This is a genomic window from Ramlibacter sp. (assembly GCF_036383835.1).
Classification (GTDB): Bacteria; Pseudomonadota; Gammaproteobacteria; order Burkholderiales; family Burkholderiaceae_C; genus Ramlibacter.
On the sequence record NZ_DASVNN010000150.1, the window covers coordinates 38,882 to 64,317 of the forward strand.

Genomic DNA, 25,436 nt, shown 5'->3' on the forward strand with positions numbered 1-25,436 from the left:
ATGCAGACACCCCCGACCGACTCCCTGGTTCCGCTCCTGCTGCCGGAGCAGCGCGTCGTGCAGGTCGACGACCTGTCGGTGCGCTTCGCCAACTCGGAGCGCACGGTGGACGCCGTGCGCAACGTGTCCTTCCACGTCGACCGCGGCGAGACGCTGGCCATCGTCGGCGAGTCGGGCTCCGGCAAGTCGGTGACCTCGCTGTCGCTGATGCGGCTGGTGGAGCACGGCGGCGGGCGGATCGTCGGCGGCCGCATGGCCTTCCGCCGCCGCGACGGCCAGGTGCTGGACCTGGCGCGCACGAGCGACGCCGCGATGCGCGGCATCCGCGGCGCCGACATCGCCATGATCTTCCAGGAGCCGATGACGTCGCTGAACCCGGTGTTCACCGCCGGCGACCAGATCGCCGAGTCGGTGCGCGTGCACCAGGGCAAGACGGCGGCCGAAGCGCGCGCCGAGGCGCTGCGCATGCTGGAACTGGTGCGCATCCCGGAGGCGCGCTCGGTGCTGGGGCGCTATCCGCACCAGCTGTCCGGCGGCATGCGCCAGCGCGTGATGATCGCGATGGCGCTGGCCTGCCGGCCCGCGCTGCTGATCGCCGACGAGCCGACCACGGCGCTGGACGTCACGATCCAGGCGCAGATCCTGCAGCTCATCCGCCTGCTGCAGGAGGAGATGCGCATGGGCGTCATGTTCATCACCCACGACATGGGGGTGGTGGCCGAGGTCGCCGACCGCGTGCTCGTGATGCGCGGCGGCCACCAGGTGGAGACGGGGCGTTCCGAGGAGCTGTTCGCGCGGCCGCGCGAGCGCTACACCCGCGCCCTGCTGGCCGCGGTGCCTCGCCTGGGCGCCATGCAGGGCACCGAGCTGCCGCGCAAGTTCGAGCTGCTGCGCGCCGACGACGCGGCGGCGCCCGAAGTGCCGCCGCAGCCGCAGGACACCGTGCGCGCCGACCAGGCCGCGGTGCTGCGCGTGCAGGACCTGGTCACGCGCTTCGACGTCCCCGGCGGCCTGTTCGGGCGCGTGAAGCGGCGCGTGCATGCGGTGGAGCAGGTGAGCTTCACCCTGCAGCCCGGCGAGACCCTGGCGCTGGTGGGCGAGTCGGGCTGCGGCAAGTCCACCACAGGACGCTCGCTGCTGCGGCTGGTGGACAGCGAGGCGGGCCTCATCGAGTTCGGCGGCAAGAACGTGCGCGAGCTGCCGCGCGGCACGCTGCAGAACCTGCGGCGCAACATCCAGTTCATCTTCCAGGACCCCTTCGCCTCGCTGGACCCGCGCCTGACCGTCGGCTTCACGATCATGGAGCCGCTGCTGATCCACAAGATCGCTTCGGGCCGGGAAGCGCAGGAGCGCGTCGAATGGCTGCTGCGCAAGGTGGGCCTGCCGCCGGACGTGGCGCAGCGCTATCCGCACGAGTTCTCCGGCGGCCAGCGCCAGCGCATCGCGATCGCCCGCGCGCTGGCGCTCAACCCGCAGGTCGTGATCGCCGACGAATCGGTGTCGGCGCTGGACGTGTCGATCCAGGCGCAGATCGTCAACCTGATGCTGGACCTGCAGCGCGAGCTGGGCATCGCCTTCCTGTTCATCTCGCACGACATGGCGGTGGTCGAGCGCATCAGCCACCGCGTGGCGGTGATGTACCTCGGCCAGATCGTCGAGATCGGACCGCGCCGCGCGATCTTCGAGAATCCGCAGCATCCCTACACGCGCCGGCTGATGGACGCCGTGCCGATCGCCGACCCCGCGCGCCGCCACCTGAAGCGCCAGCTGCTGGAAGGCGAGGTGCCCAGCCCCATCCGCGCCGTGGGCGACGCGCCCGCGGTGCGGCCGCTGGTGGAGGTCGGTCCCGGCCACTTCGTCGCCCGGCATCCGGTCGGCGACTACAGCATTTCCGTCATCCCCGCGCAGGCGGGGATCCAGGGCATGGGAACGCGCGCCGCCGGCGCGCCGCTCGAAAGCCCTGGATTCCCGCCTGCACGGGAATGACAGTCGAGTTTTTCACTGAGGAGACTGCAATGAGATATTCCCTTGCTTCCGTCGCCGCCCTGGCGCTGGGCGCCTCGCTGGCGGCGACGCCGGCTTTCGCCGCCAAGGACGTGACGGTGGCCGTCGCTTCGACGTTCACCACCATGGACCCGTACGACGCCAACGACACGCTGTCGCAGGCCGCCGTGAAGTCCTTCTACCAGGGCCTCTTCGGCTTCGACAAGAACATGAAGATGGTGCCGGTGCTCGCCGAGAGCTACCAGGCCGGCAAGGACGGCCTGGTCTACACGGTCAAGCTGAAGAAGGGCATCAAGTTCCACGACGGCACGGACTTCAACGCCGAGGCGGTGAAGGTGACCTTCGACCGCGTCACCAATCCCGAGAACAAGCTCAAGCGCTACGTCCTGTACAAGAACATCGCCAGGACCGAGGTGGTGGATGCTTCGACGGTGCGCTTCACGCTGCACGAGCCCTTCTCGCCTTTCATCAACTCGCTGGCGCACCCCTCGGGCGTGATCATCTCGCCGGCGGCGCTGAAGGAGCACGGCAGCAAGGGCATCGCCCAGCACCCGGTGGGCACCGGCCCGTTCAAGTTCGTCGAGTGGAAGCCCAGCGACTACCTGAAGGTGGCCAAGTGGGACGGCTACTGGCGCAAGGGCTATCCCAAGGTGGACACCATCACCTGGCGCCCGGTCGTGGACAACAACTCGCGCGCCGCGATGATGCAGACGGGCGAGGCCAACTTCACGTACCCGGTGCCGTACGAGCAGGCCGAGGTGCTGAAGACCAAGCCGCAGCTGAACCTGGTCGCCGCGCCCTCCATCGTGCATCGCTACCTGTCGATGAACACGATGCAGAAGCCCTTCGACAACCCGAAGGTGCGCCAGGCGATCAACTACGCCATCAACAAGCAGGCGCTGGCGAAGGTGGCCTTCTCCGGCTACGCGATCCCGGCCGAGGGCGTGATCCCCAACGGCGTGGAATACGCGGCCAAGCTGGGCCCGTGGCCGTATGACCCGGCCAAGGCCCGCGAGCTGCTCAAGGAAGCCGGCTACCCCAACGGCTTCGAGACGCAGCTCTGGTCCGCGTACAACCACACCACGGCGCAGAAGGTGATCCAGTTCGTGCAGCAGCAGCTGGCCCAGGTTGGCATCAAGGCGTCGGTGCTGGCCCTGGAAGCCGGCCAGCGCGTCGAGAAGGTCGAAAGCGCGCAGGACCCCGCCACGGCGCCGGTGCGCATGTATTACGTGGGCTGGTCCTCGTCCACCGGCGAGTCCGACTGGGCGCTGCGTCCGCTGCTGTTCGGCGAGTCCATGCCGCCCAAGATGTTCAACACTGCCTACTACAAGAACGAGGCGGTGGACGCGGACATCAAGAAGGCGCTGAACACCACCGACACCAAGGAAAAGGCCGCGCTGTACACGGACGCGCAGAAGCGCATCTGGGCCGACGCGCCCTGGGCCTTCCTGGTGACCGAGCAGCTGCTGTCGGCGAGCACGAAGAACCTCTCCGGGTTCTACGTGATGCCGGACGCGTCCTTCAACTTCGACGAAGTCGACCTGAAGTAAGCCGACCCGCACCGCGATGGCCAGTTATTTCCTCAAGCGCCTGCTGGGCCTGTTGCCGACGCTGCTGATCGTCGCGGTGCTGGTGTTCCTGTTCGTGCACATGCTGCCGGGCGATCCCGCCCGGATCGCCGCGGGCGTCGACGCCGACGCCCAGACGGTGGAACTGGTCCGCAAGGACCTCGGCCTGGACAAGCCGATCGCGCAGCAGTTCGTCGACTTCTTCGCGCGCATGCTGCACGCCGATTTCGGGCAATCGCTGCGCACCAAGCGCGCGGTGTCCACCGAGATCGCCGAGCGCTTCATGCCGACGCTGCTGCTCACCCTTGCCGGCATGGCCTGGTCGGTGGTGTTCGGCATGGCCATCGGCATCGCATCGGCCGTCTACCGCAACCGATGGCCCGACCGCCTGGGCATGACCCTGGCCGTGTCGGGCATCTCCTTCCCCGCCTTCGCGCTGGGCATGCTGCTGATGGAGGTCTTCTCCGTCTACCTGGGCTGGCTGCCGACCGTGGGCGCGGACAGCTGGCGCCACTACATCCTGCCGTCCGTGACGCTGGGCGCCGCCGTGGCGGCCGTGATGGCGCGCTTCACCCGCGCCTCCTTCATCGAGGTGGTGCGCGAGGACTTCGTGCGCACCGCCCGGGCCAAGGGCCTGAACGAACGCGTGGTGCTGTTCAAGCACTGCATGCGCAACGCACTGATCCCGGTGGTGACCATGATGGGCCTGCAGTTCGGCTTCCTGCTGGGCGGCTCCATCGTCGTCGAGACGGTGTTCAACTGGCCCGGCCTCGGCCGCCTGCTGGTCGACGCGGTGACCACGCGCGACTATCCCGTGATCCAGACGCTGGTGCTGCTGTTCTCGCTGGAATTCATCCTGATCAACCTCATCGTGGACCTGCTGTACGGGTTCATCAATCCGACCATCCGCTACCGATGAACGCGCCCGCCACCCCGTCCCTCGTGACCGACGCCGCGGCGCCGGAAGCGGACGCCGCGCCGGCCGTGGCCGCGGCCTCGCGCGTGCGCACGCCCTGGAGCGAGTTCTGGCGCAAGTTCCGCCGCCAGCACGTCGCCGTGGGCGCACTCGTCTTCGTGCTGCTGCTGGTCGCGGTCGCCATCGTGGCGCCGTGGATCGTGCCTTACGACGCCGAGAACTTCTTCGACTACGACCGCCTGAACCAGGGCCCGTCGTGGGTCCACTGGATGGGCGTCGACGCGCTGGGCCGCGACATCTTCAGCCGCATCCTGATGGGCGCGCGGATCTCGCTGGCGACCGGCTTCTTCTCGGTGGCGATCGGCGGCGTCATCGGCGCGGCGCTCGGGCTGCTGGCCGGCTATTACGGCGGCTGGTGGGACCGCATCGTGATGCGCATCTCCGACGTGCTGTTCGCCTTCCCCGGCATCCTGCTGGCGCTGGGCGTGGTCGCGATCCTCGGCTCCAGCATGGTCAACGTGGTGGTGGCCGTGTCGGTGTTCAGCGTGCCGGCCTTCGCCCGCCTGGTGCGCGGCAACACGCTGGTGCTCAAGCAGATGACGTACGTCGAGGCGGTGCGCAGCGTCGGCGCCTCGGACTGGACGATCCTGATGCGGCACATCCTGCCCGGCAGCATCTCGGCGATCGTCGTGTACTTCACCATGCGCCTGGGCACCTCGATCATCACCGCGGCCAGCCTGTCCTTCCTGGGCATGGGCGCGCAGCCGCCGACGCCCGAGTGGGGCGCGATGCTCAACGAAGCGCGCGCCGACATGGTGAACGCGCCGCACGTGGCGCTGTTCCCCAGCCTCGCGATCTTCTTCACGGTGCTGGCCTTCAACCTGCTGGGCGACGGCCTGCGCGACGCGCTCGATCCGAAGATCGACCGCACCTGAGTTCCATGGAGCTTCCCTTCATCGGCCGCCTTCCCGCCGGCGCGCGCGACGCGATCAGCGACGTCGGCAGCGTGACGGTGGGCCATTGCACGCTGGACGACGGCGCCGTGCAGACCGGCGTGACGGTGCTGCGACCGCATGCTGGCGACCCCTACCGCGACCGCGTGCCGGCCGCGGCCGTCGTCCTCAACGGCTTTGGCAAGAGCGTCGGCCTGGTGCAGGTGGAGGAGCTCGGCGTGCTGGAGACGCCCATCGCGCTGACCAACACCTATTCGGTGGCGGCGGTGGCGCAGGCGCAGATCCGCGCCTGCATCGCGGCCAACCCGGAAAGCGGCCGCGGCCTGCCCACGGTCAACCCGCTGGTGTTCGAGTGCAACGACGGCTTCCTCAACGACATCCAGCGCATGGCGATCGGCGAGGAACATTACGCGCAGGCGCTGGCGAATGCCGGCGTGGACGTGGCGGAGGGCTCGGTCGGCGCGGGCCGCGGCATGTCCTGCTTCGGGCTCAAGGGCGGCATCGGCACGGCCTCGCGGCTGGCGGAGGGCTGCACCGTGGGCGCGCTGGTGCTGGCGAACTTCGGCAAGCTGCCGCAGCTGCGGGTGGCCGGCGAAGCGATCGGCGAACGGCTCGCGGCCCGCCAGGCCCGTGCCGAAGCGGGACCTGAGAAGGGCTCGATCATCCTGCTGCTGGCCACCGACGCGCCGCTCGACGCGCGCCAGCTGCGCCGGCTGGCGCTGCGCGCCGGCGTCGGCCTCGCGCGCACCGGCTCCGTGTTCGGGCACGGCAGCGGTGACATCGCGCTGGCTTTCTCCACCGCGTACACGGTGCCGCTGCAAGGCGATCGCCCCATGCCCGCACTGGCGATGCTGCACGAGACCCGGCTCGACGCGCTGTTCGAGGCGGCGGCCGACAGCACCGAGCAGGCGATCCTGCGCGCCCTGTGGCGCGCGCAGCCCGTGACCGGCCGCGATGGCCACAGGCGCGAGGCCCTTTCCGAACTGACATGAAAGTCCTGATCTCCACCGACATCGAAGGCGTCGCCGGCGTCGTGAGCCCGCAGCAGACGCGCGCGGGCAACCCCGAGTACGAGCGGGCCCGCCTGCTCATGACGGCGGAGGCCAACGCGGCGATCGCCGGCGCCTTCGACGCGGGCGCCGACGAAGTGCTGGTCAACGATTCGCACGGCGACTATCGCAACATGCCGGCGGAACTGCTGGATCCGCGCGCGCGCTACGTGCTGGGCAAGCCGCGCTACCTCGGCATGATGGGTGGCGTGGAGGAGGGCGTCACGGCCGTGTGCATGGTGGGCTACCACTCGCGCGCTCAGGGCCGCGGCATCCTGGCGCACACCATCAACAGCTTCGCCTTCGCCCGCGTGTCCTTCAACGGCCAGGAACTCGGGGAAGCGGGCATCTACGGTGCGCTCGCCGGCGCCTACGGCGCCTCGGTGGTCATGGCCAGCGGCGACGACGCCTTCATCGAGGAACACCGTCCGCTGTTCCCGCACGCGGTGTTCGTGCAGACCAAGCGGGCCACCGGCCAGACCAGCGGCCTCAGCCTGTCGCCCGCCGAGTCCTGCGCCGCGATCCGCGCCGGGGTGATGCAGGCGCTGGAGAACCATGGCCGAGCGAATCCGCTGCTGTTGCAGGCGCCCGTGACCGTGCGCATCCAGACGCAGACGCCGGCGCTGGCCGACCTGTTCTGCCAGTGGCCCACGCTGCAGCGGTTGGGTGGCGACGAGATCGGCTTCGAGGCGCCGACCGTGGAAGCCGCCGTGCGGATGGTCAACTGCCTGTCGGCGATGTCTGCGCTGCTGCGCTAGGGAATGCGGAGCTCGGCCGCAGCGTCCGGAGGACGCGCGGCCCGGCAGCTCGCTTCTTTTTCCGCGAACAACGCGTCTTCAGCTCGGGAGTTGCCCTGAGCCGGCCCCGCAAATCGTGCCGCCGGGCTAGCATGGGTCATGAGCGCGGAAGATCGTCGACAGTTTCAATTCACCGAGCTCGAGAGATGGCTCGACGAGCGTCGGGTGACCGAAATCGAGTGCCTCGTGCCCGACCTCACGGGTGTCGCGCGCGGCAAGATCCTGCCGCGCGAGAAGTTCACCGAGGACCGCGGCATGCGGCTGCCCGAAGTGGTGGTCGCGATGAGCGTCACCGGCGAGTATCCGCACGACGGGCCGTTCTTCGACGTCATCAGCCGCCACGACGCCGACATGCACCTGGTGGCCGACCCGAGCACCGTGCGCATCGTGCCCTGGGCGGCCGATGCCACCGCGCAGGTCATCCATGACTGCTACGACCGCGACGGCACCCTGGTGCCCTTCGCGCCGCGCTCGGTGCTGCGCCGGGTCTGCGACATGTTCGAGCGCAAGGGCTGGGTGCCGGTGGTCGCTCCGGAGCTCGAGTTCTACCTGGTGGCGCGCAACACCGATCCCGACCTGCCGCTGAGGACGCCGGTGGGCCGCAGCGGCCGCGCCGAGACGTCCCGCCAGGCCTATTCCATCGACGCCGTGAACGAATTCGATCCGTTGTTCGAGGACGTGTACGACTACTGCGAGAAGATGAACCTGAGCGTCGACACGCTGATCCACGAGGTCGGCGCGGGGCAGATGGAGATCAATTTCCTGCACTCGTCGGACCCGCTGGCCATCGCCGACGAGGTGTTCCTGTTCAAGCGCATCGTGCGCGAGGCCGCGCTGCGCCACGACATGTACGCCACGTTCATGGCCAAGCCGATCGCGGGCGAGCCCGGCAGCGCGATGCACGTGCACCAGAGCCTGGTGAGCAAGGAGACCGGGCGCAACATGTTCAGCAACGCCGACGGCAGTCCGAGCCAGGAGTTCTTCTGGTACATCGGCGGCCTGCAGAAATACGTGCCGGCGGCGATGGCGCTGTTCGCCCCCTACGTGAACAGCTATCGCCGGCTGGCCCGCTTCACCGCCGCGCCGATCAACACCGAGTGGGGCATCGACAACCGCACCGTCGGCATCCGATCGCCCGTGTCCACGCCGCAGGCCCGGCGCGTGGAGAACCGCGTGATCGGCGCCGACGCGAACCCGTATCTCGCGCTGGCGGCCACGCTCGCCTGCGGCTACCTGGGCATCGAGCAGCGCCTGGAGCCGACGCAGGAGTGCGCGGGCGACGCCTACCAGAGCGCGCAGGCGCTGCCGCGCAGCCTGGCCGACGCCGTGTCTCTGTTGCGGGACGACGGGGACCTGGGCCATGTGCTGGGCCAGGAGTTCCTGACCGTGTACACCGAGATCAAGGACCTCGAGCACGAGGAGTTCATGCGGGTGATCTCGCCGTGGGAGCGCGAGCACCTGCTGCTGCACGTCTGAAGGAGACGCGTCCATGTCCGCCCGACCCGCCGTCACCAACCAGGACCTGCAGGCCTTGTCCCAGCGCAGCACGCGGGAGTGGCAGGACGCGGACGCCGCGCACCTGCTGCATCCCTTCACCGACCACCAGGCGCTCGCGGCCAGGGGCGTGCGCGTCATCACGCGGGGCGAGGGCGTGTACGTGTGGGACAGCGAGGGCCAGCGCATCCTGGATGCGATGTCCGGCCTGTGGTGCGTCAACGTGGGCTACGGCCAGGAAGCCCTGATCGCCGCCGCGACGCAGCAGCTGCGCACGCTGCCCTACTACAACGCGTTCTTCCAGACCACCACGCCGCCGGCCACGGCGCTGGCGGAGCGGCTCGCCGCGGTCACGCCGGCGCACTTCCAGCACGTGTTCTTCAGCGGTTCCGGCTCGGAGGCCAACGACACCAACATCCGGCTGGCGCGGCGCTACTGGGACCTGATGGGCGAGCCCGAACGCAAGGTGATCGTCTCGCGCACCAACGCCTACCACGGCTCGACGATGGCGGCCGCATCGCTTGGGGGCATGGCGGCGATGCATGCGCAAGGCGGGCTGCCGATCCCGGACATCGTGCACATCGGCCAGCCGCACTGGTGGGCGCATCGCGAGGGCGCCGCCAAGGGCCTCACGCGCGAGGAGTTCGGCCTCGTCGCCGCGCGCTGGCTGGAAGAGAAGATCGCCGGGATCGGTCCGCAGAAGGTCGGCGCCTTCATCGCGGAGCCGGTGCAGGGCGCCGGCGGCGTGATCGTGCCGCCGTCCACCTATTGGCCCGAGATCCAGCGCATCTGCGACCGCCACGGCATCCTGCTGATCAGCGACGAGGTGATCACCGGCTTCGGCCGCACCGGCCGCTGGTGGGGCTGCGAGACTTTCGGCTACAAGCCCGACCTCATGACCTTCGCCAAGGGCATCACCAGCGGCTACGTGCCGCTGGGCGGCGTGATGGTGGGCGAGCGGGTGGCGCGCGTGCTGATCGAGCGCGGCGGCGAGTTCGAGCACGGCTACACGTATTCGGGCCACCCGGTGGCCTGCGCGGTCGCGCTGGCGAACCTGGACGTGATCGAGCAGCAGGGGCTGGTGCAGCGCGTGCGCGAAGACACCGGGCCTTACCTGGCGCAGCAGCTTGCCCCGTTGCAGGACCATCCGATCGTCGCCGAGATCCAGAGCTGCGGACTGATGGCGGCCGTGCAGCTGTGCCGCCATCCGCCCACGCGCGAGGCCTTCGCCGTCGAACACGGCATCGGGATGGTCTGCCGCAAGCACTGCTTCGACAGCGGGCTGGTGATGCGGGCCGTGGGCGACCGGATGATCGTCGCGCCGCCGCTGGTCATCACCCGCGCCCAGATCGACGAGATGGTCGGACTGGTGCGGCAGGCGCTGGACCGCACGCATGCGGAGGCTCGGGCCGCCGGTTGGTAGGAAACTGCCCGACGGCGGGGCGCGAGCGGGCCTGGCCCCGTCTGCTCAGAGGGTGCCGACGTTCGCCTTCAACCCGATGGTGGAAGAGCCGCGAATGAATTCACCATTCCAGCCGAGCGTGCCGATCCGCAGTTTGCCCGGCGCGGTGCGTTGCAGGGTCACCGCGGCCCCGGCCCGGAGCGCGCCTTTCAGCATCCAGCTGGCCGCGGCGCCGAGCTGCAGGGTCTTCCGCTCGAACCGGGCCTCGATCGTCCCGTCCCGGTCGCAGACCTGCGCCCGGCCTTCGGCCAGCAGCCCCTCGCCGGTTTTCTCGAACGAGATGAACAGGGCGCCCTGGCGGTCGCCCAGGGACACGATCAAGGGGCGCGCATCGCTCATGCCGGTTTCCTCCCACGTGAGGGGGAATTCCTGGTCCTGCAGCAGAGTCCGCAATTGAGCAACGCTGCCGGCGCAGCTCGCTTGTGCGTGGCTGGCCGCGGCGAACAGCAAGCAGGCGACCGAAGTCCTGCGAATGGCGGCGAATGTGAACTGCACCGCGCGGATTCTGCCCGCCGTTCGTGACAGTTCTGCTGCAGGCGCATTTCCCGCGCGCCGGCAGTTGACGCTCAGGAAAGTGCTGTCCCGGGCAGGCGCCCGGCCGCAAGACGCTGGCCGTGGCGGGTCGCGGCCGAGTAGTACTGCGCGAGCCGCCAATCGCGCAGCACGCCCATCGCGAGTTCGAACCGGTCGAAGCCCAACGCGTAGAGTCTTTCGAGGTCGAACGGCTCTTCCGCCTCGAGTGCATGCAGCAGGCGCTGCAGCGTGAGCAGATCTTCCTCATGTGGGGATCTGGCGATGGCGGCACGAGCGGATTCAATCGCGTTCATGGAATGCTCCGGGGGTTGGAGGCAGGGCGCGGTGCGGCCCGCGCGAATTCTCGTGCATGACGCCCTGCCAGCCGAACTGCCGTTCGTCGCGCGAGCAGGTAGGAGATGGCTGGCGACGCCATTCACCCGCGCCTGCCATCAAAACGTCATGTTGGGTCCCCAGCATCCCGGGAAATTCTCCTGGAGCTTTCATGGATGCAGCGATCCGCGTGCGCGCACTCGACAAGACGTTCGGCAATGGCCGCAAGGCACTGCAGGCCATCGAGCTGGACGTCCGGCCTGGCGAGATGGTCGCGCTGATCGGGGCTTCCGGCTCGGGCAAGTCCACGCTCCTGCGGCACATCGCCGGCCTGATGGCGGCGGATCGGGGCGCGGGTTGCATCGAGCTGCACGGCCGCAAGGTGCAGCAGGACGGTCGCATCGCCGCCGACATCCGCGAGGTTCGTGCCGGTGTCGGCTTCGTGTTCCAGCAGTTCAACCTCGTCGACCGGCTGCCCGTGCTGGTGAACGTGCTGGCGGGGACGCTGCACCGCGTTCCGCTGTGGCGCAGCCTGCTGCGCTGGTTCACCCCCGAGCAGAAGGCGCATGCCGTCGAAGCCCTGCGGCGCGTCGGCATCGCCGAGTGCTGCCACCAGCGTGCTTCGACCCTCTCCGGCGGCCAGCAGCAGCGCGCCGCGATCGCCCGCGCGATGGTGCAGGGCGCGCGCGTGATCCTCGCCGACGAGCCCATCGCTTCGCTCGACCCCGAATCGTCCCGCCGCGTGATGGACATCCTCGCCCGCGTGAACCAGGAGGATGGCTGCACCGTGGTCGTGTCGCTGCACCAGGTGAACGTCGCGATGCGCTACTGCGCGCGCACTGTCGCGCTGCACCACGGCCGCATCGTCTACGACGGCCCCTCCGCCGCGCTCACGCCCGCGCTGCTGCGCGACCTGTACGGCGCCGAGGCCGACGAGATCCTCGCCCTGGGCGACTCCATTTCCTCGCTGCACGAGCCGCGCCGGCCCGCGCAGCCCGTCACCTGGACGCAGCCGCTGCCGCAGGCCGCCTGACCTTTTCCCCCGCTCCAAAGGACCCACCCATGAACAAGCAGATTCTCGCCGCGCTCGCGGCCATCTTCGCGCTGGCCACCGCCGGCGCCCAGACGCCGAAGGAGATCAATTTCGGCATCATCTCCACCGAATCCAGCCAGAACCTCAAGCAGGACTGGCAGCCCCTGCTGGCCGACATGGAGAAGCGCACCGGCCTGAAGGTCAATGCCTTCTTCGCTTCCGACTACGCCGGCATCATCGAAGCGATGCGCTTCAACAAGGTGCAGGTCGCGTGGATGGGCAACAAGTCGGCGATCGAGGCCGTGGACCGCGCCGGCGCCGAAGTGTTCGCGCAGGTCGTGAACGCCGACGGCACCCTGGGCTACCACTCGCTGGTGTCCGTGCACAAGGACAGCCCGTACAAGACCATGGACGAGGTGCTGAAGAACGGCAAGTCCCTCAGCTTCGGGATCGGCGACCCCAACTCCACCTCCGGCTTCCTGGTCCCCAGCTATTACCTGTTCGCGAAGAACGGCCTCGAGCCGCGCGCGACCTTCAGGAACGTGCGCGCCGCCAACCACGAAACCAACATCCTGGCCGTGGCGAACAAGCAGGTGGACGCCGCGGTGCACAGCTCCGACGTCCTGGACCGGATCGAACAGCGCCAGCCCGAGGTGTTCGGCAAGATCCGCGTGATCTGGAAGTCGCCGCTGATCCCGGCCGACCCGCTGGTGTGGCGCAAGGACCTCGATGCGGACGTGCAGCAGCGCGTGAAGCAGTTCATGCTCTCCTACGGCAAGGGCGCCGAGGCGCAGCGCGAGAGCGCCATCCTGAAGAAGCTGGTGCTGAGCGGCTTCCGGCCCTCGGACAACGGCCAGCTGAATCCCACCCGCGCGCTGGACCTGTATCGCGAAAAGCTGAAGCTGGAAGCGGACGCGGCCATGAACGCGCAGGAGAAGGCCGGCAAGCTCGATGCGGTCAACCGCAAGCTCGCCGAGCTGCAGCGCGCCTCGTGAAGCAGCGGCGATGAACCAGACCGGTCACCTGGCCGCCGTCCCGCCGGGCCTGCCGCAGCCGCCCAGGGCGAACTGGGGCGCGCTTCTCGGCTGGGGCGTGCTGCTGGCGCTGCTCGCCGCTTCCTGGAAGGGCGCCGACATGCGCCCGCTGGACCTGCTGCGCGACTCGGCCAACATGACGCAGTACGCCGGCAGCTTCTTCCCGCCGGACTTCCGCGACTGGCGCGTGTACCTGCAGGAGATGCTGGTCACGGTGCAGATCGCGCTGTGGGGCACCGGGCTGGCCGTCGTGTGCGCGGTGCCGCTGGGGCTGCTGTCCTCGTCCAACATCGCGCCCGCCTGGGTGCGCCAGCCGGTGCGCCGGCTGATGGACGCGGCGCGCGCGATCAACGAGATGGTGTTCGCCATGCTCTTCATCGTGGCCGTGGGCCTCGGTCCCTTCGCCGGCGTGCTGGCGCTGTGGGTGCACACGACGGGCGTGCTCGCCAAGCTGTTCTCCGAGGCCGTGGAAGCCATCGACCCGCAGCCCGTCGAGGGCATCCGGGCGACCGGCGCCAACGCGGTGGAGGAGGTCTTCTACGGCGTGCTGCCGCAGGTGCTGCCGCTGTGGATCTCCTATTCGCTGTACCGCTTCGAGTCGAACGTGCGTTCCGCCTCCGTCGTCGGGATGGTGGGCGCCGGCGGCATCGGCGTGGTGCTCTGGGAGATCATCCGCGGCTTCCAGTACGCCCAGACCTGCGCAGTGATGGTCATCGTGATCGTCACCGTCACCGTGATCGATCTCGCTTCCGCCCGCATCCGCCGGGTGTTCGTCTAGGAACCGCCATGCCCCTGACCATTCCGCAGATCGTGCGCCTCTACGAAACCGAAGGCGCGGCCCGCTACGGCAACGAAGCCATCAGCCAGGAACAGCATGCGCTGCAGTGCGCGCTGCTCGCGCAGCAGGCCGATGCCCGCCCGGAACTGGTGGCCGCGGCGCTGCTGCATGACCTGGGCCACCTGCTGTACGCGGGGGTGCCCGACGCGCCAGAAGGCGACGACCTGCACGAGTTCCGCGGGCTGCCCTTCCTGCGCGGCGAGTATCCCGAGGCGGTGCTCGCGCCGATCCGCCTGCACGTGGCGGCCAAGCGCTTCCTGTGCGCGATGGACTCCACCTACTCGGACACGCTTTCGCCGGCGTCCCGGCGCAGCCTGGAGCTGCAGGGCGGCCCGTTCAGCGCCCTCGAGATCGAGGCCTTCCTGCGCGAGCCGCATGCGATGGACGCGGTCGCGCTGCGCCAGTGGGACGACCTGGCCAAGAGCCCGACCCGCGCGACGCCGGGCTGGGCGCATTTCGGCAAGGTCCTGCGCGAGGTGAGCCTGCGGGAAGACGCGGGAGTGCCCGCCTAGGCGAGCGACTTCACCAGGTACTTCGGCGACTCTGCGTAGCCGATGCGCGCGTAGAAGCGGTGCGCGTCGACGCGCCGCACGCCGCTGTGCAGCTCGATGCGGTCGCAGTCGCGCAGCCGTGCCTGCGCCTCGGCCCAGGCTTCCAGGCGCGCACCGATGCCCAGCCCGCGCGCGCCTTCCGCGACGCACAGGTAGGCGATGCGGCAGAAGTCGCGCGGCAGCGCGAGCTGCGGCAGGAAGTGCAGCGAAATCACGCCCAGCACCACGCCATCGGCTTCGGCGACGCGCAGCAGGGCGTCGGGATGCTCGTCGAGCTCGCGCAGCCGGCGCTCGATGAAAGCCTCGGCCCCGGGATAACCGAGTTGCGCCAGCAGCTCGACGATCGCAGGCGCGTCGCCCACGTGCGGATGCCGCAGCAGCGGCGTCATCGCGCCAGCTCCACGAGGTAGTCGCGCAGCGCGGCGCCGGCGTTCTCCAGCGCGCTGTCGTTGGCGATCACGCGGTGGGCAAAGGGCGCGGACAGTCCGGCATTGCGCGCCAGGCGCAGCGAGATCGACTTCGCATCCTCGCGGGCGCGTGTGTGCAGGCGGGAATGCAGCACGTCCGGCGACGCGGTGAGCAGCACGCAGCGCAGGTCGCTCCGGTGCGCCACGGACCGCGCATGCTCGCGCGAGCCGTTCACCACCACGATCTCGCCGGCCGCCACGCGCCGCGCGTACTCCGATCGGATGCCATAGCGAAGGCCGTGCGCATCCCAGTTCCAGGCCAGGCCGCCCTGGCGCCGCAGCGCCTCCAGGGTTGCCGGGTCCACCGGCTCGTGCTCGGACCCCGGCTCGCTCGGGCGCGTGACGAGCCGCCGCGCGAAGCAGATGGCCGGGTGCGATGCGAGCTCGCGCTGCGCCCAGCCCAGCACGCTGTCCTTGCCGGCGCCGGAGGGGCCGCAGACCATCACCCACCACCCCTTCATGGCCGCAGCTCCGCCTCGTGCACGCGCGCGAAGGGGGCGGCGGCGTGGTCCTCGCGGAATACGCAGAGCCGGTCCAGGCGAAGCGCGTCGAGCCGCGCGAGCGTGGTCTGGGTGCCCTGCACCAGCCGGTCCGCGGTGGCTGGATCGACTTTCGCGCTGAGTGTCAGGTGGAAGCGGAACTGGTCCAGGACATACGGATAGCCGTAGTGCTCCAGCAGTTGGCGATGGCGCGGGGAGAGGCCGGCGGCGCGCCGCGCGAGGTCGTCCTCGCTCATGGGCCCCCGCAGGTCGTCCAGGTCCTTCACGCAGCGCGCCGCCAGCTCCGCCAGGCCGCCCGGAGAACGCACGGGAACGAGCGCGATGAAGCGGGCGATGAGCACGGGCTCCATGGCGCCGAGGGGCACCGCGTTCAGCTGGCGCGCCAGGTCGTCGACGCGCCGCTGGAGGTCCTGCTGCGTGGCGCCTTCACGAAGGCGGAACGGGGCCTTGAGCGTCGCGTGGAAACCGTAGCGGCGGGGCTCCGCGGTGATCTCGTGGAAGTCCTCGCGCGCGATGCCGTGCACCAGCGGCTGAGGCAGGGGCTTGCCGCGCATCTCGTCCCATCCCAGCCAGCCCGCGCCGAAGCGCCACCAGGGGGAATCCACGGCGGGCGCGAAGTACACCGCGTAGCGCGCGCTCACGAAGGGGTCTCCGCGTCCACGGTGAGCTCGATGCGGTCGCCGCAGAAGAGGGTCTCGCCGAACTTGATCGGCCGGCCTTCCAGGTCGACGTCGACGCTGGCCACGCACAGCAGCGGCCGCGTGGGCGGCTGGCGCAGCAGGCGCGCGGTCTCGTCGCCGGGCATGCGCGAGGTGACGCGGCTGTGCGCGCGCAGGTAGTCGGCCACGCCCAGCTCGCGCAGCACCTCCGTGGTGGACGCGCCGTCCTGCACGCGTTGCGGCAGTGCCGCGAAGCGGTCGGCGGGATACCAGGCAGTCATCACGCTCAGCGGCTGGCCGTCCGCTTCGCTGAGGCTTTCGATGCGCACGACGGAGGCGCCGGCGGCGAGCTGCAGTTCCGCGGCGACGCGCGCATCGGCTGCCTCGATGCCGGCGGACAGCAGGTGCTGCGCCGGGGCGAGCCCCTGGCGCCTGAAGTTCTCGGAAAAGCGCGTGCGGCGCGACAGCGGATAGGCGAGCAGCGAGCGCTGCACGAAGGTGCCGCGGCCCCGCTCGACGCGCAGGAGGCCTTCGTCCTGCAGCGCCTGCATCGCCTGGCGCAGCGTGTGGCGCGCGACGTGGAAGCGGGCCGCCAGCTCGCCCTCGGCGGGCAGGCGGCCTTCGGCGAAGCGGCCGTCACGGATCTCGCTGGACAGGGTGTCGGCGATGCGGCGCCAGACCGCGGCGCCGCTGCGCTGCGCGGGAGCAGCATGGCGGAAGACGTCGGGTGTCATCAGTCGGTCATGTTGGGGGTTTGAAGTTCGTTCCTGCAAGGCAACGCCACTGTAGGAATCGAACGAGACATCCATATGACAGAACCATCGGCATCGACGCAGGAGCGGCAGCGCTGGCTGGCCGTGCTGGCGCGCGCACCCCGCCAGCGCCTCGAAGGCGCCTTCCTCCAGCTCGCGCCGCCCGCGCACGAACTGGTGCGCAAGCCGGAATGCGGCATGGCCATGCTGCGTGGCAGGGTGGGCGGCACCGGCGACGCGTTCAACCTGGGCGAAGCGACGGTCACGCGATGCGCCGCGCGCGTCGGCGACTTCCTGGGCGTCGGCTACCTGCTGGGCCGGGACCGGCGCCGCGCCGAACTGATCGCCGTGTTCGATGCGCTGCTGCAAGACGAGGCGCGGCGCGGCACGATCCTGCGGGACCTGGTGGAGCCGCTCGCGCGCGAACAGGCCGAGGTGCGTGCGGCGCGCGGCCGCGACGTTGCCGCCTCGCGCGTCGAGTTCTTCACCATGGTGCGGGGAGAAGCGTGATGGATGCCATCCCCGCTGGCGGCCTGGGTGATCCGGTGCACGACGCGCAGCAGGCCTTCCGGGTCGCGCTGGAGGCGCTCTCGCGGCCCGGCCGCGCGCAGGCGCTCGGCACGCCCATCGCAGGCTTGCCGCTCGGCGCCGCGCAGGCGCACCTGCTGCTGACGCTCACCGACGAAGACACGCGCGTGTGGTGGCAGGAGCCGTCGCCGGCGCTGCAACGCTGGCTGCGCTTCCACACGGGCGCGCGCTTCGTTGCCGATCCCGCGCAGGCCGCCTTCGCGGTAGTCACGCGCCCCGCGGACCTGCCGGAGCTGCGGCGCTTCCGCGGCGGCACCGCCGCCGAGCCGGAGCACTCGTGCACGCTGCTGGTGGAAGTGCCCTCGCTGCAGGGTGGTCTCTCCATGGATGCGCACGGCCCCGGCATCCCCGGCGGCGTGCGCCTGGCCGTCGCCGGCCTGCCCGAGGGATTCTGGGCCGAGTGGCAGGCCAGCCATGCCGGCTTCCCGCAGGGCGTGGACATCTTCTTCACCTGCGGCGCCCAGGTGCTGGGACTGCCCCGCACGACGCGCGTCGGCCGGCTGCAGGAGGTCTGAGATGTACGTCGCAGTCAAGGGCGGCGAAGCCGCCATCGAACATTCCTGGCGCCTGGTCGCGGCGCAGCGGCGCGGCGATCCGTCGGTGCCCGAGCTCTCGGTCGAACAGGTCCTGCAGCAGCTTCCGCTGGCCGTGGACCGCGTCATGACGGAAGGCTCGCTGTACGACCGCGACCTGGCCGCCCTGGCGATCAAGCAGGCGGCCGGCGACCTCGTGGAGGCGATCTTCCTGCTGCGCGCCTACCGCACGACGCTGCCGCGCCTGGGCACCTGCGAGCCGCTCGACACGGCGCGCATGCACCTGAAGCGCCGCGTCTCCGCGACCTTCAAGGACGTGCCCGGCGGCCAGGTGCTCGGCCCCACCTACGACTACACGCAGCGCCTGCTGGACTTCCGGCTGCTCGCCGAAGGCGGCACGCCCGAGGCGAAGGCCGCCGCGGCGCAGCCGCTGCCCGACACCGTGCCGCGCGTGAACGACCTGCTGGCTCGCGAGGGGCTGATCGAGATGCCGCAGCCGCAATGTACGCGCGAGCCGGGCGACCTCACGCGCGAGCCGTTGCGTTTTCCGGCCGACCGCGCGCTGCGCCTGCAGGCGCTGGCCCGCGGTGACGAAGGCTGGCTGCTCGGCATGGGCTATTCCACGCAGCGCGGCTACGCCAACGGACATCCCTTCGCCGGCGAGATCCGCCGCGGCGAGGCCAGCGTCGAACTGGTGCCGGACGAACTGGGCTTCGCCGTCGACATCGGCGACGTGGAGCTGACGGAATGCCAGATGGTCAACCAGTTCGCCGGCAGCACCAGCGTGCCGCCGCAGTTCACGCAGGGCTACGGCCTGGCCTTCGGCGGCAGCGAACGCAAGGCCATGGCGATGGCGCTGGTGGACCGGGCGCTGCGGGCGCGCGAACTCGACGAGCCGATGGTCGCCCCGGCGCAGGACGAGGAGTTCGTGCTGTCGCACTGCGACGTGCTGGAAGCGTCCGGGTTCGTGCAGCACCTGAAGCTGCCGCACTACGTGGATTTCCAGTCCGAGCTGGAACTGGTGCGGCGCCTGCGCGCGGCCCACGCGCAGCAGCTCGTGTCCCCCGATGAAAAGAAGGTCGCCTGAGATGGACAGCAGCAGCGCCTACAACTTCGCGTTCCTCGACGAGCGCACCAAGCGCATGATCCGCCGCGCCTTGCTCAAGGCGGTGGCCATCCCCGGCTACCAGGTGCCTTTCGGCTCGCGCGAGATGCCCTTTGCCTACGGCTGGGGCACCGGCGGCATCCAGGTGACGGCCAGCCTGATCGGCCGCGCCGACGTGCTGAAGGTGATCGACCAGGGCGCCGACGACACGACCAATGCGGTGAACATCCGCCGCTTCTTCGAGAAGACCACGGGCGTGCGCACGACCGGCCGCACGCGCGAGGCCACCGTGATCCAGACGCGGCACCGCATCCCGGAGGCGCCGCTCACGGAGCAGCAGGTGCTGGTCTACCAGGTGCCCATGCCCGAGCCGCTGTTCCGGCTGGAGCCGCGCCGGCAGGAAGCCACCCGCATGCATGCGCTGGCCGACTACGGCCTGATGAACGTGAAGCTGTACGAGGACATCGCCCACCTGGGCGCGATCTCGCGCACCTACGACTACCCCGTGCTGGTGAACGGCCGCTACCTCGCCTCGCCGTCGCCCATCCCCAAGTTCGACAACCCCAAGATGCACATGAACCCGGCCCTGCAGCTGTTCGGGGCGGGACGCGAGAAGCGGGTCTACGCGATCCCGCCGTACACGGAGGTGCGCAGCCTGGACTTCGAGGACCATCCCTTCGAGGTGCAGCGCTGGGCGCATGCCTGCGCGCTATGCGGCTCGGGCACGAGCTTCCTCGACGAGATGATCGTGGACGACCACGGCGCGCGGCTGTTCGTCTGCTCAGACAGCGACTTCTGCGGCGAACGCCGCGACGCCGGCCACGCCGGCACGCAGCAGCCCGTGGCCGTGCGCGATCCGCTGGGGGCCACGGCATGAGCGCCAACGTGCTGCTGCGCGCCGACTGTGTCGGCAAGCGCTTCCTGCGCGGCTCGCGCCTGCACTGGGCCTGCCGCGGCGTGTCCTTCGACCTGCACCAGGGCGAAGTGCTCGCGGTCGTCGGCGAATCCGGCTCGGGCAAGAGCACGCTGCTGCGCCTGCTGGCCGGGCGCCTGGCTTGCGACGAAGGCAGCGTCGGCTACGACGTGCGCGATGCCGGCGAGGGCGCCGGCCTCACCGACCTGCGCACGCTGTCCGAGGCGCGCTTGCGCTGGCTGGCCCGCACCGACTGGGGTTTCGTGGAGCAGCAGGCGCGCGAAGGCCTGCGCATGAACGTCTCGGCCGGCGGCAACATCGGCGAGCGCCTCATGGCGCTGGGGGCAAGACACTATGGGCGCCTGCGCGGCGAAGCCTTGCACTGGATGGAGCGCGTGGAGCTGGATGCCGCCCGCGTGGACGACCTGCCGGGCACGTATTCCGGCGGCATGCAGCAGCGCCTGCAGATCGCGCGCAACCTCGTCACGAAGCCGCGCCTGGTCTTCATGGATGAACCGACCACGGGCCTCGACGTGTCGGTGCAGGCGCGGCTGCTCGACCTGCTGCGCGAGCTGGTCTCGGACCTGGGTCTTGCCGCCGTCGTGGTCACGCACGACCTCGCCGTGGCGCGCCTGCTCGCGCACCGCATGGTGGTGATGAAGGACGGCCAGGTGGTGGAACAGGGCCTGACGGACCGCGTGCTCGACGACCCCGCGCATCCCTACACGCAACTCCTCGTTTCCTCGGTGCTCACGCCATGACCATCCTGCTGCGGGCCAGGGGCCTGGCCAAGACCTTCACGCTGCATGCCCGCGACGGGCTGCGGCTTCCCGTGTTCGAGGGCGTGGACCTGCAGGTGGCGGCTGGTGAATGCCTGGCGCTGACCGGCCGCTCGGGCACCGGCAAGAGCTCGCTGCTGCGCTGCCTGTACGGCAACTACGCGGCCAGTGCCGGCGAGATCGTCCTGCTGCACGAAGGCCGCGAAGTGGACATGAGCGCCGCCGAGCCGCCCGAGGTGATCGAAGTGCGCCGGCGCACGCTGGGCTACGTGTCCCAGTTCCTGCGCGTGGTGCCCCGCGTGCCTGCCCTCGACGTGGTCGCGCAGCCGCTGCGGCAGCTCGGCGTCGACCTCGAGAGCGCGCGTCGCAGCGCCGCCGGTTGGCTGGCGCGCCTGAACGTGCCCGAGCGGCTGTGGCAGCTGCCGCCGGCCACCTTCTCCGGCGGCGAGCAGCAGCGCGTGAACATCGCGCATGGCCTGATCGCCGGCCATCCCATCCTCTTGCTCGACGAACCGACAGCATCGCTGGATGCCGCCAACCGCGCCGTCGTGGTGTCGCTGGTCCGCGAAGCCTGCGCGCGCGGCACCGCGGTCGTCGGCATCTTCCACGACGAGGAAGTGCGCGACGCGGTGGCGAGCCGCTGCCTCGACCTCGAGTCCTTCCGTACCCCTTCCCTGGAGCCAGCATGAGCCGCCGCACCATCCGCAACGCCCGCATCGTCACCGCCGGCGAGACTTTCACCGGCTGCGCCGTCATCGAAGGCGGCACGATCCGCAGCGTCGACCGCGGCGCGACGGCCGCGCCCGAAGCCGAAGACTGGGAGGGCGACTGGCTGCTGCCCGGCCTGGTCGAACTGCACACCGACAACCTGGAAAAGCACCTCGTGCCACGCCCCGGCGTGATCTGGGACGCGACCTCGGCGACGGTGACGCACGACGCGCAGTGCGCCGCCGCCGGCATCACCACGGTGCTGGACTCGATCGTCATCGGCGACATGGACAACGGCGGAACGCGCAGCCAGACCTACCAGACCTCCATCGACGCGCTGCACGCCTGCCGCCGCGAAAGCCTCATGCGGGTGGAGCACCTGCTGCACCTGCGTTGCGAGGTGTCCGCGCCCGACCTGGTCGAGAGCTTCGAGCGCTATGCCGCGGATCCGCTGGTGGAACTGGTGAGCGTGATGGACCACACGCCGGGCCAGCGCCAGTGGCGCGACCTGGGCAAGTACCGCCGCTACACCGAACGCAACGGCAGCCTGCGCGACAACGAGTACGAGCAACTGGTGCGCGAACGCACGGAACAGCAGGCACGCTATGCGGTCTCGCACCGCGCCAAGGTGGTCGCCGGCTGCCACGCGCTGCGGATCCCGCTGGCCAGCCACGACGACACCGAGATCGAGCACGTGCAGCTGGCGCGCGAAGAGCAGGTCGCCATCTCCGAATTCCCGACGACGGTGCGTGCGGCCGAAGCGGCGCGGCAGGCCGGCATGGCGATCGTCATGGGTGGTCCCAACCTCGTGAAGGGCGGCTCGCACTCGGGCAACGTTTCCGCGGCCGAACTGGCCCAGCGCGGCCTGCTGGACATCATGTCGTCCGACTACGTGCCTTCGAGCCTCCTGCACTCGGCCTTCCTGCTGCGCGACCAGCTCGGGTGGACGATGCCGCGGGCGATGGCGACGATCAGCCGCAATCCGGCGCGTTCGATCGCCCTGGATGACCGCGGCGAGATCGCGCCGGGACAACGGGGCGACTTCATCCGTGTCAGGGAAGTCGGCGGGATGCCCATCGTCCGTGGCACCTGGTGCAGGGGTGAACGGGCGATGTAGCTCAGGTAAACCGCCTTTCATGCGGCGGGTCGCCCACTTTGGGCCTAGTCCGACGCGATGGTGTCCTGTGATGCCTCACCATCGTGCAATAGACGAGAAGCTTGAACGCATGCCCGAGGCCACGCTCCGCGACACCATCCTGCGCATCGGCGAAGAGGCCAACGCGTCCGCCATCGCGGTCGCCGCCTACGACTTCGAGCACCACACGACCTGGTCGCTCAACTCTGCGCGCTGGTTCCACGCCGCCAGCACCATCAAGGTGCCGGTGCTGCTGGCCGTGTACGAGGCCATCGAGCAGCACCGCTTCGCGCCGTTCTCGCGCGTGCACGTGCGCAACCGTTTCCTCGGCATGGTGGACGGCCGGCCGTTCCGGGTGGGGCCGGAGCGCGACGCGAACGCGGCCGTGCACGCCGCGCTCGGACGCATGCTCACCGTGCACGAGCTGGCCGAGCACATGATCGTGACCAGCAGCAACCTGGCCACGAACCTGCTGCTCGATCTCGTCGGGGTCGAGGCGGCGCGTGCATCGCTGGCACGCTTGCACCTGGGCGGCATCGACCTGCAGCGCGGCGTGGAGGACGAGGCCGCCTGGGAGGCGGGCCTCAACAATCGCGTGACCGCCGCCGGCCTGTGCGATGCCATGCGCCTGATCGAGGAAGGCAAGGCCATCTCGCCCGAGGCGTCCCAGGCGATGCTCGACATCCTGCACCAGCAGCAGTTCCGCAGCGGCATCCCCGCCGGGCTGCCGGAAGACGCGCGCGTCGCCAACAAGACCGGCGAGATCTCCACCGTGGCCCATGACGCGGGCATCGTGTATCTCGACGGCCGCGATGCGTACGTCGTCGTCATCCTCACCGAGTGGGCTCCCGACGTGAGCGGCCAGCGGCAGGAGACGATCGCGCGCATCTCGCGTGCCGTGTACGAATACATGACGGGGCAGGTTGCCCAATGACCACGCTGCCGCTGCCCCTCGTGTCCCTGGAAGACCTGCCGCCGGAGTGGCGGCAGCTGCTGCGGCCTGGAGAGGCGCTGCTGGATCGTTCGGGCACCGCGCGCATCCTGCCGTCGACGTTCCTGCGGGTGGATTCCTGGCACCAGGCGCTGGAAACGGACCTGACGCCGCACTTCAAGGCGTGGGAACTCATCGGCGTGGACGTGCGCGAAGCGCTGCTGGCGCGTTCATTTCCGCGCTACGTTCCGGGCGCCATCCTGCTGCTGGCGGGCGCGCTCGAACTGTTTCGCCTCGAGGTCGGCACCTATGTGCACGTGGCGGCCAACGGCGGCTACCGCTCGCCCGGGCATGCGCTGAGCCGGCATGCCTCGCGCCACTGCTGGGGCACGGCGGCCAACATCTACCGCATCGGCGACACCTGGCTCGACAGCCGTGAAGCGATCGAGCAGTTCGCGGCCATCGCGCGCCGGGTGATCCCCGGCGTGTGGATCCGCCCTTACGGACAGCAGGAGGGCGAGGCGGACGACCACCTGCACATCGACCTGGGCTACACGGTGTTCGACCCGGTGGACGTGCAGGCAACCGGCAACCCCGAGGAAGCGAGCTGATGGCGGACCGCAAGAAACTGGAGCGAGCCTCCGCGCCCGAGCGCTTGCGTCTCGCGGCGATGGGGCTGGAGGCCGAGTGCTCCCTCATGCTCGACGACAAACCGACGCGGCCGGAAGACCTGTTCGGCAGCCCGCGCGACTTCATCCGTGGCGAGCTGATGCATCGCCAGGGCACGTCGTATCACCTGCCCACGGGCGGGGCCGTCTACTTCGACACGGGCGTCATCGAGGTGGCGACGCCGGTGGTCGAGATCGAGCGCGGCTGCGCGGCGCGCGCGGGACGCTCGCTGTGGGAGGCGCTGCAATTCATCCGCGGCGAGCTCGACGCCTGGGATGCGGGCCACGGCCACGCGACGCGGCTCGTCGGCTTCAGCGCCCACTACAACGTCTCGTTCGAGCTGCCGCGGGGCGAGCCGGCGAACGGGCGCAGCATCGACAAGCTCGCGCTCCTGCTCACGTACATCCTGCCCGCGCCGGTGATGCTGCTGGCGACCAACCGGCAGTCCACCGGGGTCGGCGTGCGCCCGCGCAAGGACCGCATCGAGATCACGTCCGATTTCACGCCCAGCCCGCCGCTCATGATCGCGACGGCGACCTTGATCGTCGGTGTCGTGCGCGAGGTCATGACGTGGCCCAGCTACGAGCTGGACGAACTCGCGAAGCACGACCTCCCCGTCATTGCCGGTTTCCACCCCATGCCGCACACGTCGCGCAAGGGGTGGCTGGCGAAGTTCAGCTGCTATCCGAAGAACCCTTTCACCTGCGACATCGACCAGGAGATGTGGAAGACGGAGCGCCACGGCGAAATCGGGCTGCGCACGATCGCAGGACAGACCGTGCGCCATTTCCTGCGCTCGATCCGCCGCATTTCCGACCCCTTCACCTTCCGCTTGATCGGCGCCGTCATGAGCGGGCGCAGTCCGTCGCTGCTCGACCTGGAGGATCGACCCCAGGAGTACGAGGACGTCGGCCATCTCTGCGCCTGGGATGCGGTGTCGCCGCCCGCGCAGCTCGCCCGCTCGCGCTACGAGCGGGTGGTGATCCATGCGGTGTCGGGGCAGCAGCTGCGGATGAACGGCCAGCAGCTGCGCCCCGTCGGCATGAACGGCTGGTCGGGAATCGTGTTCGAACGCGAGGACAAGCAGCGCGAGGTGATCGCGATCGACGACCTGATCCAGCACCTGGACGCTTGGGAACGGGCCTGACTTCA

General features: G+C 69.9%; 28 protein-coding genes. 22 read left to right on the forward strand and 6 right to left on the reverse strand.

The features are described from left to right. The 8 genes from VF522_RS23360 to VF522_RS23395 all read left to right on the forward strand — a co-directional run bounded on the left by VF522_RS23360 (position 1) and on the right by VF522_RS23395 (position 10,204). The gene (locus tag VF522_RS23360; protein ID WP_330910733.1) at positions 1-1,986 is read left to right on the forward strand and encodes a dipeptide ABC transporter ATP-binding protein; all 1,986 of its coding nucleotides are present in this window, start codon (positions 1-3) and stop codon (positions 1,984-1,986) included. 29 nt (positions 1,987-2,015) lie between these two features. Continuing rightward, a complete protein-coding gene (gene gsiB / locus VF522_RS23365) occupies positions 2,016-3,554 on the forward strand; it encodes a glutathione ABC transporter substrate-binding protein GsiB (RefSeq protein ID WP_330910734.1) in 1,539 nt (512 codons plus the stop codon). Between the two features lie 16 nt (positions 3,555-3,570). After that, the gene (gsiC, locus tag VF522_RS23370) at positions 3,571-4,491 is read left to right on the forward strand and encodes a glutathione ABC transporter permease GsiC (protein ID WP_330910735.1); all 921 of its coding nucleotides are present in this window, start codon (positions 3,571-3,573) and stop codon (positions 4,489-4,491) included. Beyond that, positions 4,488-5,423, forward strand: a complete 936-nt coding sequence (gene gsiD / locus VF522_RS23375; RefSeq protein ID WP_330910736.1) for a glutathione ABC transporter permease GsiD — start codon at positions 4,488-4,490, stop codon at positions 5,421-5,423. The genes gsiC and gsiD overlap by 4 nt, the downstream gene beginning before the upstream one ends. Before the next feature lie 5 nt (positions 5,424-5,428). Further along, the gene (locus tag VF522_RS23380; RefSeq protein ID WP_330910737.1) at positions 5,429-6,433 is read left to right on the forward strand and encodes a P1 family peptidase; all 1,005 of its coding nucleotides are present in this window, start codon (positions 5,429-5,431) and stop codon (positions 6,431-6,433) included. Further along, positions 6,430-7,248, forward strand: a complete 819-nt coding sequence (locus tag VF522_RS23385; protein ID WP_330910738.1) for a M55 family metallopeptidase — start codon at positions 6,430-6,432, stop codon at positions 7,246-7,248. The genes VF522_RS23380 and VF522_RS23385 overlap by 4 nt, the downstream gene beginning before the upstream one ends. Before the next feature lie 138 nt (positions 7,249-7,386). After that, positions 7,387-8,763 carry a glutamine synthetase family protein gene (locus VF522_RS23390; RefSeq protein ID WP_330910739.1) on the forward strand — a complete coding sequence of 459 codons (1,377 nt, stop codon included), beginning with the start codon at positions 7,387-7,389 and terminating at the stop codon, positions 8,761-8,763. Positions 8,764-8,776: 13 nt separating this feature from the next. Further along, positions 8,777-10,204, forward strand: a complete 1,428-nt coding sequence (locus VF522_RS23395) for an aspartate aminotransferase family protein (protein ID WP_330910740.1) — start codon at positions 8,777-8,779, stop codon at positions 10,202-10,204. Between the two features lie 45 nt (positions 10,205-10,249). Here VF522_RS23395 and VF522_RS23400 read toward each other — a convergent pair whose 3' ends face one another. Together VF522_RS23400 and VF522_RS23405 are read right to left on the reverse strand one after the other, a co-directional pair. Further along, positions 10,250-10,738, reverse strand: coding sequence for a hypothetical protein (locus VF522_RS23400; protein WP_330910741.1), 489 nt, complete (start codon positions 10,736-10,738; stop codon positions 10,250-10,252). 71 nt (positions 10,739-10,809) lie between these two features. Further along, on the reverse strand, positions 10,810-11,070 hold the full coding sequence (locus tag VF522_RS23405) for a hypothetical protein (RefSeq protein WP_330910742.1): 261 nt from the start codon (positions 11,068-11,070) through the stop codon (positions 10,810-10,812). A gap of 191 nt (positions 11,071-11,261) precedes the next feature. Between VF522_RS23405 and phnC the strand changes: the two genes are divergently transcribed. From phnC to VF522_RS23425, 4 genes are read left to right on the forward strand one after another with little or no spacing between them, the layout of a single operon-like run. Further along, positions 11,262-12,122 carry a phosphonate ABC transporter ATP-binding protein gene (phnC, locus tag VF522_RS23410; protein WP_330910743.1) on the forward strand — a complete coding sequence of 287 codons (861 nt, stop codon included), beginning with the start codon at positions 11,262-11,264 and terminating at the stop codon, positions 12,120-12,122. Between the two features lie 29 nt (positions 12,123-12,151). Continuing rightward, entirely contained in the window at positions 12,152-13,117 is a 966-nt protein-coding gene (gene phnD, locus VF522_RS23415) for a phosphonate ABC transporter substrate-binding protein (protein ID WP_330910744.1), read from the forward strand. A 10-nt stretch (positions 13,118-13,127) separates the two neighbouring features. After that, the gene (gene phnE, locus VF522_RS23420; protein WP_330910745.1) at positions 13,128-13,934 is read left to right on the forward strand and encodes a phosphonate ABC transporter, permease protein PhnE; all 807 of its coding nucleotides are present in this window, start codon (positions 13,128-13,130) and stop codon (positions 13,932-13,934) included. Positions 13,935-13,942: 8 nt separating this feature from the next. Next, complete coding sequence (locus VF522_RS23425; protein WP_330910746.1) at positions 13,943-14,506, forward strand: phosphohydrolase; 564 nt, start codon at positions 13,943-13,945, stop codon at positions 14,504-14,506. Here VF522_RS23425 and VF522_RS23430 read toward each other — a convergent pair. The 4 genes from VF522_RS23430 to phnF are packed head-to-tail and all read right to left on the reverse strand — an operon-like array spanning position 14,503 to position 16,905. After that, a complete protein-coding gene (locus VF522_RS23430) occupies positions 14,503-14,934 on the reverse strand; it encodes a GNAT family N-acetyltransferase (RefSeq protein ID WP_330910747.1) in 432 nt (143 codons plus the stop codon). The genes VF522_RS23425 and VF522_RS23430 overlap by 4 nt on opposite strands. Continuing rightward, complete coding sequence (gene phnN / locus VF522_RS23435) at positions 14,931-15,473, reverse strand: phosphonate metabolism protein/1,5-bisphosphokinase (PRPP-forming) PhnN (RefSeq protein ID WP_330910748.1); 543 nt, start codon at positions 15,471-15,473, stop codon at positions 14,931-14,933. Before phnN ends, VF522_RS23430 begins: the two co-directional genes overlap by 4 nt. Continuing rightward, on the reverse strand, positions 15,470-16,153 hold the full coding sequence (locus VF522_RS23440; protein ID WP_330910749.1) for a DUF1045 domain-containing protein: 684 nt from the start codon (positions 16,151-16,153) through the stop codon (positions 15,470-15,472). The genes phnN and VF522_RS23440 overlap by 4 nt, the downstream gene beginning before the upstream one ends. Next, positions 16,150-16,905: a phosphonate metabolism transcriptional regulator PhnF gene (phnF, locus tag VF522_RS23445; protein WP_330910750.1), complete on the reverse strand. Its 756-nt coding sequence runs from the start codon at positions 16,903-16,905 to the stop codon at positions 16,150-16,152. Before phnF ends, VF522_RS23440 begins: the two co-directional genes overlap by 4 nt. A 69-nt stretch (positions 16,906-16,974) precedes the next feature. Here phnF and phnG point away from each other — a divergent pair, with 69 nt between their 5' ends. The 10 genes from phnG (at position 16,975) to VF522_RS23495 (ending at position 25,431) form a co-directional block, all read left to right on the forward strand. Next, on the forward strand, positions 16,975-17,433 hold the full coding sequence (phnG, locus tag VF522_RS23450) for a phosphonate C-P lyase system protein PhnG (RefSeq protein WP_414709578.1): 459 nt from the start codon (positions 16,975-16,977) through the stop codon (positions 17,431-17,433). Continuing rightward, on the forward strand, positions 17,433-18,026 hold the full coding sequence (gene phnH / locus VF522_RS23455) for a phosphonate C-P lyase system protein PhnH (RefSeq protein WP_330910752.1): 594 nt from the start codon (positions 17,433-17,435) through the stop codon (positions 18,024-18,026). Before phnG ends, phnH begins: the two co-directional genes overlap by 1 nt. A 1-nt stretch (position 18,027) precedes the next feature. Beyond that, a complete protein-coding gene (locus VF522_RS23460; RefSeq protein ID WP_330910753.1) occupies positions 18,028-19,131 on the forward strand; it encodes a carbon-phosphorus lyase complex subunit PhnI in 1,104 nt (367 codons plus the stop codon). Position 19,132: 1 nt separating this feature from the next. Further along, a complete protein-coding gene (locus VF522_RS23465) occupies positions 19,133-20,026 on the forward strand; it encodes an alpha-D-ribose 1-methylphosphonate 5-phosphate C-P-lyase PhnJ (RefSeq protein ID WP_414709577.1) in 894 nt (297 codons plus the stop codon). After that, on the forward strand, positions 20,023-20,823 hold the full coding sequence (phnK, locus tag VF522_RS23470; RefSeq protein WP_330910755.1) for a phosphonate C-P lyase system protein PhnK: 801 nt from the start codon (positions 20,023-20,025) through the stop codon (positions 20,821-20,823). Before VF522_RS23465 ends, phnK begins: the two co-directional genes overlap by 4 nt. Beyond that, complete coding sequence (gene phnL / locus VF522_RS23475) at positions 20,820-21,530, forward strand: phosphonate C-P lyase system protein PhnL (protein ID WP_330910756.1); 711 nt, start codon at positions 20,820-20,822, stop codon at positions 21,528-21,530. Before phnK ends, phnL begins: the two co-directional genes overlap by 4 nt. Next, positions 21,527-22,666 carry an alpha-D-ribose 1-methylphosphonate 5-triphosphate diphosphatase gene (locus tag VF522_RS23480; protein WP_330910757.1) on the forward strand — a complete coding sequence of 380 codons (1,140 nt, stop codon included), beginning with the start codon at positions 21,527-21,529 and terminating at the stop codon, positions 22,664-22,666. Before phnL ends, VF522_RS23480 begins: the two co-directional genes overlap by 4 nt. Positions 22,667-22,775: 109 nt before the next feature. Next, positions 22,776-23,618: a serine hydrolase gene (locus VF522_RS23485; protein ID WP_330910758.1), complete on the forward strand. Its 843-nt coding sequence runs from the start codon at positions 22,776-22,778 to the stop codon at positions 23,616-23,618. Next, on the forward strand, positions 23,615-24,226 hold the full coding sequence (locus VF522_RS23490; RefSeq protein ID WP_330910759.1) for a hypothetical protein: 612 nt from the start codon (positions 23,615-23,617) through the stop codon (positions 24,224-24,226). Before VF522_RS23485 ends, VF522_RS23490 begins: the two co-directional genes overlap by 4 nt. Next, complete coding sequence (locus VF522_RS23495) at positions 24,226-25,431, forward strand: hypothetical protein (protein ID WP_330910760.1); 1,206 nt, start codon at positions 24,226-24,228, stop codon at positions 25,429-25,431. Before VF522_RS23490 ends, VF522_RS23495 begins: the two co-directional genes overlap by 1 nt. The last annotated feature ends 5 nt before the right edge of the window (positions 25,432-25,436 follow it).

Bases quoted from the DNA above. Each gene is read 5' to 3' on its own strand.
- VF522_RS23360 (WP_330910733.1), top strand. From the start codon at position 1: ATGCAGACACCCCCGACCGACTCCCTGGTTCCGCTCCTGCTGCCGGAG.
- gsiB (WP_330910734.1), top strand. From the start codon at position 2,016: ATGAGATATTCCCTTGCTTCCGTCGCCGCCCTGGCGCTGGGCGCCTCG.
- gsiC (WP_330910735.1), top strand. From the start codon at position 3,571: ATGGCCAGTTATTTCCTCAAGCGCCTGCTGGGCCTGTTGCCGACGCTG.
- gsiD (WP_330910736.1), top strand. From the start codon at position 4,488: ATGAACGCGCCCGCCACCCCGTCCCTCGTGACCGACGCCGCGGCGCCG.
- VF522_RS23380 (WP_330910737.1), top strand. From the start codon at position 5,429: ATGGAGCTTCCCTTCATCGGCCGCCTTCCCGCCGGCGCGCGCGACGCG.
- VF522_RS23385 (WP_330910738.1), top strand. From the start codon at position 6,430: ATGAAAGTCCTGATCTCCACCGACATCGAAGGCGTCGCCGGCGTCGTG.
- VF522_RS23390 (WP_330910739.1), top strand. From the start codon at position 7,387: ATGAGCGCGGAAGATCGTCGACAGTTTCAATTCACCGAGCTCGAGAGA.
- VF522_RS23395 (WP_330910740.1), top strand. From the start codon at position 8,777: ATGTCCGCCCGACCCGCCGTCACCAACCAGGACCTGCAGGCCTTGTCC.
- VF522_RS23405 (WP_330910742.1), bottom strand. From the start codon at position 11,070: ATGAACGCGATTGAATCCGCTCGTGCCGCCATCGCCAGATCCCCACAT.
- phnC (WP_330910743.1), top strand. From the start codon at position 11,262: ATGGATGCAGCGATCCGCGTGCGCGCACTCGACAAGACGTTCGGCAAT.
- phnD (WP_330910744.1), top strand. From the start codon at position 12,152: ATGAACAAGCAGATTCTCGCCGCGCTCGCGGCCATCTTCGCGCTGGCC.
- phnE (WP_330910745.1), top strand. From the start codon at position 13,128: ATGAACCAGACCGGTCACCTGGCCGCCGTCCCGCCGGGCCTGCCGCAG.
- VF522_RS23425 (WP_330910746.1), top strand. From the start codon at position 13,943: ATGCCCCTGACCATTCCGCAGATCGTGCGCCTCTACGAAACCGAAGGC.
- VF522_RS23430 (WP_330910747.1), bottom strand. From the start codon at position 14,934: ATGACGCCGCTGCTGCGGCATCCGCACGTGGGCGACGCGCCTGCGATC.
- phnN (WP_330910748.1), bottom strand. From the start codon at position 15,473: ATGAAGGGGTGGTGGGTGATGGTCTGCGGCCCCTCCGGCGCCGGCAAG.
- phnF (WP_330910750.1), bottom strand. From the start codon at position 16,905: ATGACACCCGACGTCTTCCGCCATGCTGCTCCCGCGCAGCGCAGCGGC.
- phnH (WP_330910752.1), top strand. From the start codon at position 17,433: ATGGATGCCATCCCCGCTGGCGGCCTGGGTGATCCGGTGCACGACGCG.
- VF522_RS23460 (WP_330910753.1), top strand. From the start codon at position 18,028: ATGTACGTCGCAGTCAAGGGCGGCGAAGCCGCCATCGAACATTCCTGG.
- VF522_RS23465 (WP_414709577.1), top strand. From the start codon at position 19,133: ATGGACAGCAGCAGCGCCTACAACTTCGCGTTCCTCGACGAGCGCACC.
- phnK (WP_330910755.1), top strand. From the start codon at position 20,023: ATGAGCGCCAACGTGCTGCTGCGCGCCGACTGTGTCGGCAAGCGCTTC.
- phnL (WP_330910756.1), top strand. From the start codon at position 20,820: ATGACCATCCTGCTGCGGGCCAGGGGCCTGGCCAAGACCTTCACGCTG.
- VF522_RS23480 (WP_330910757.1), top strand. From the start codon at position 21,527: ATGAGCCGCCGCACCATCCGCAACGCCCGCATCGTCACCGCCGGCGAG.
- VF522_RS23485 (WP_330910758.1), top strand. From the start codon at position 22,776: ATGCCCGAGGCCACGCTCCGCGACACCATCCTGCGCATCGGCGAAGAG.
- VF522_RS23490 (WP_330910759.1), top strand. From the start codon at position 23,615: ATGACCACGCTGCCGCTGCCCCTCGTGTCCCTGGAAGACCTGCCGCCG.
- VF522_RS23495 (WP_330910760.1), top strand. From the start codon at position 24,226: ATGGCGGACCGCAAGAAACTGGAGCGAGCCTCCGCGCCCGAGCGCTTG.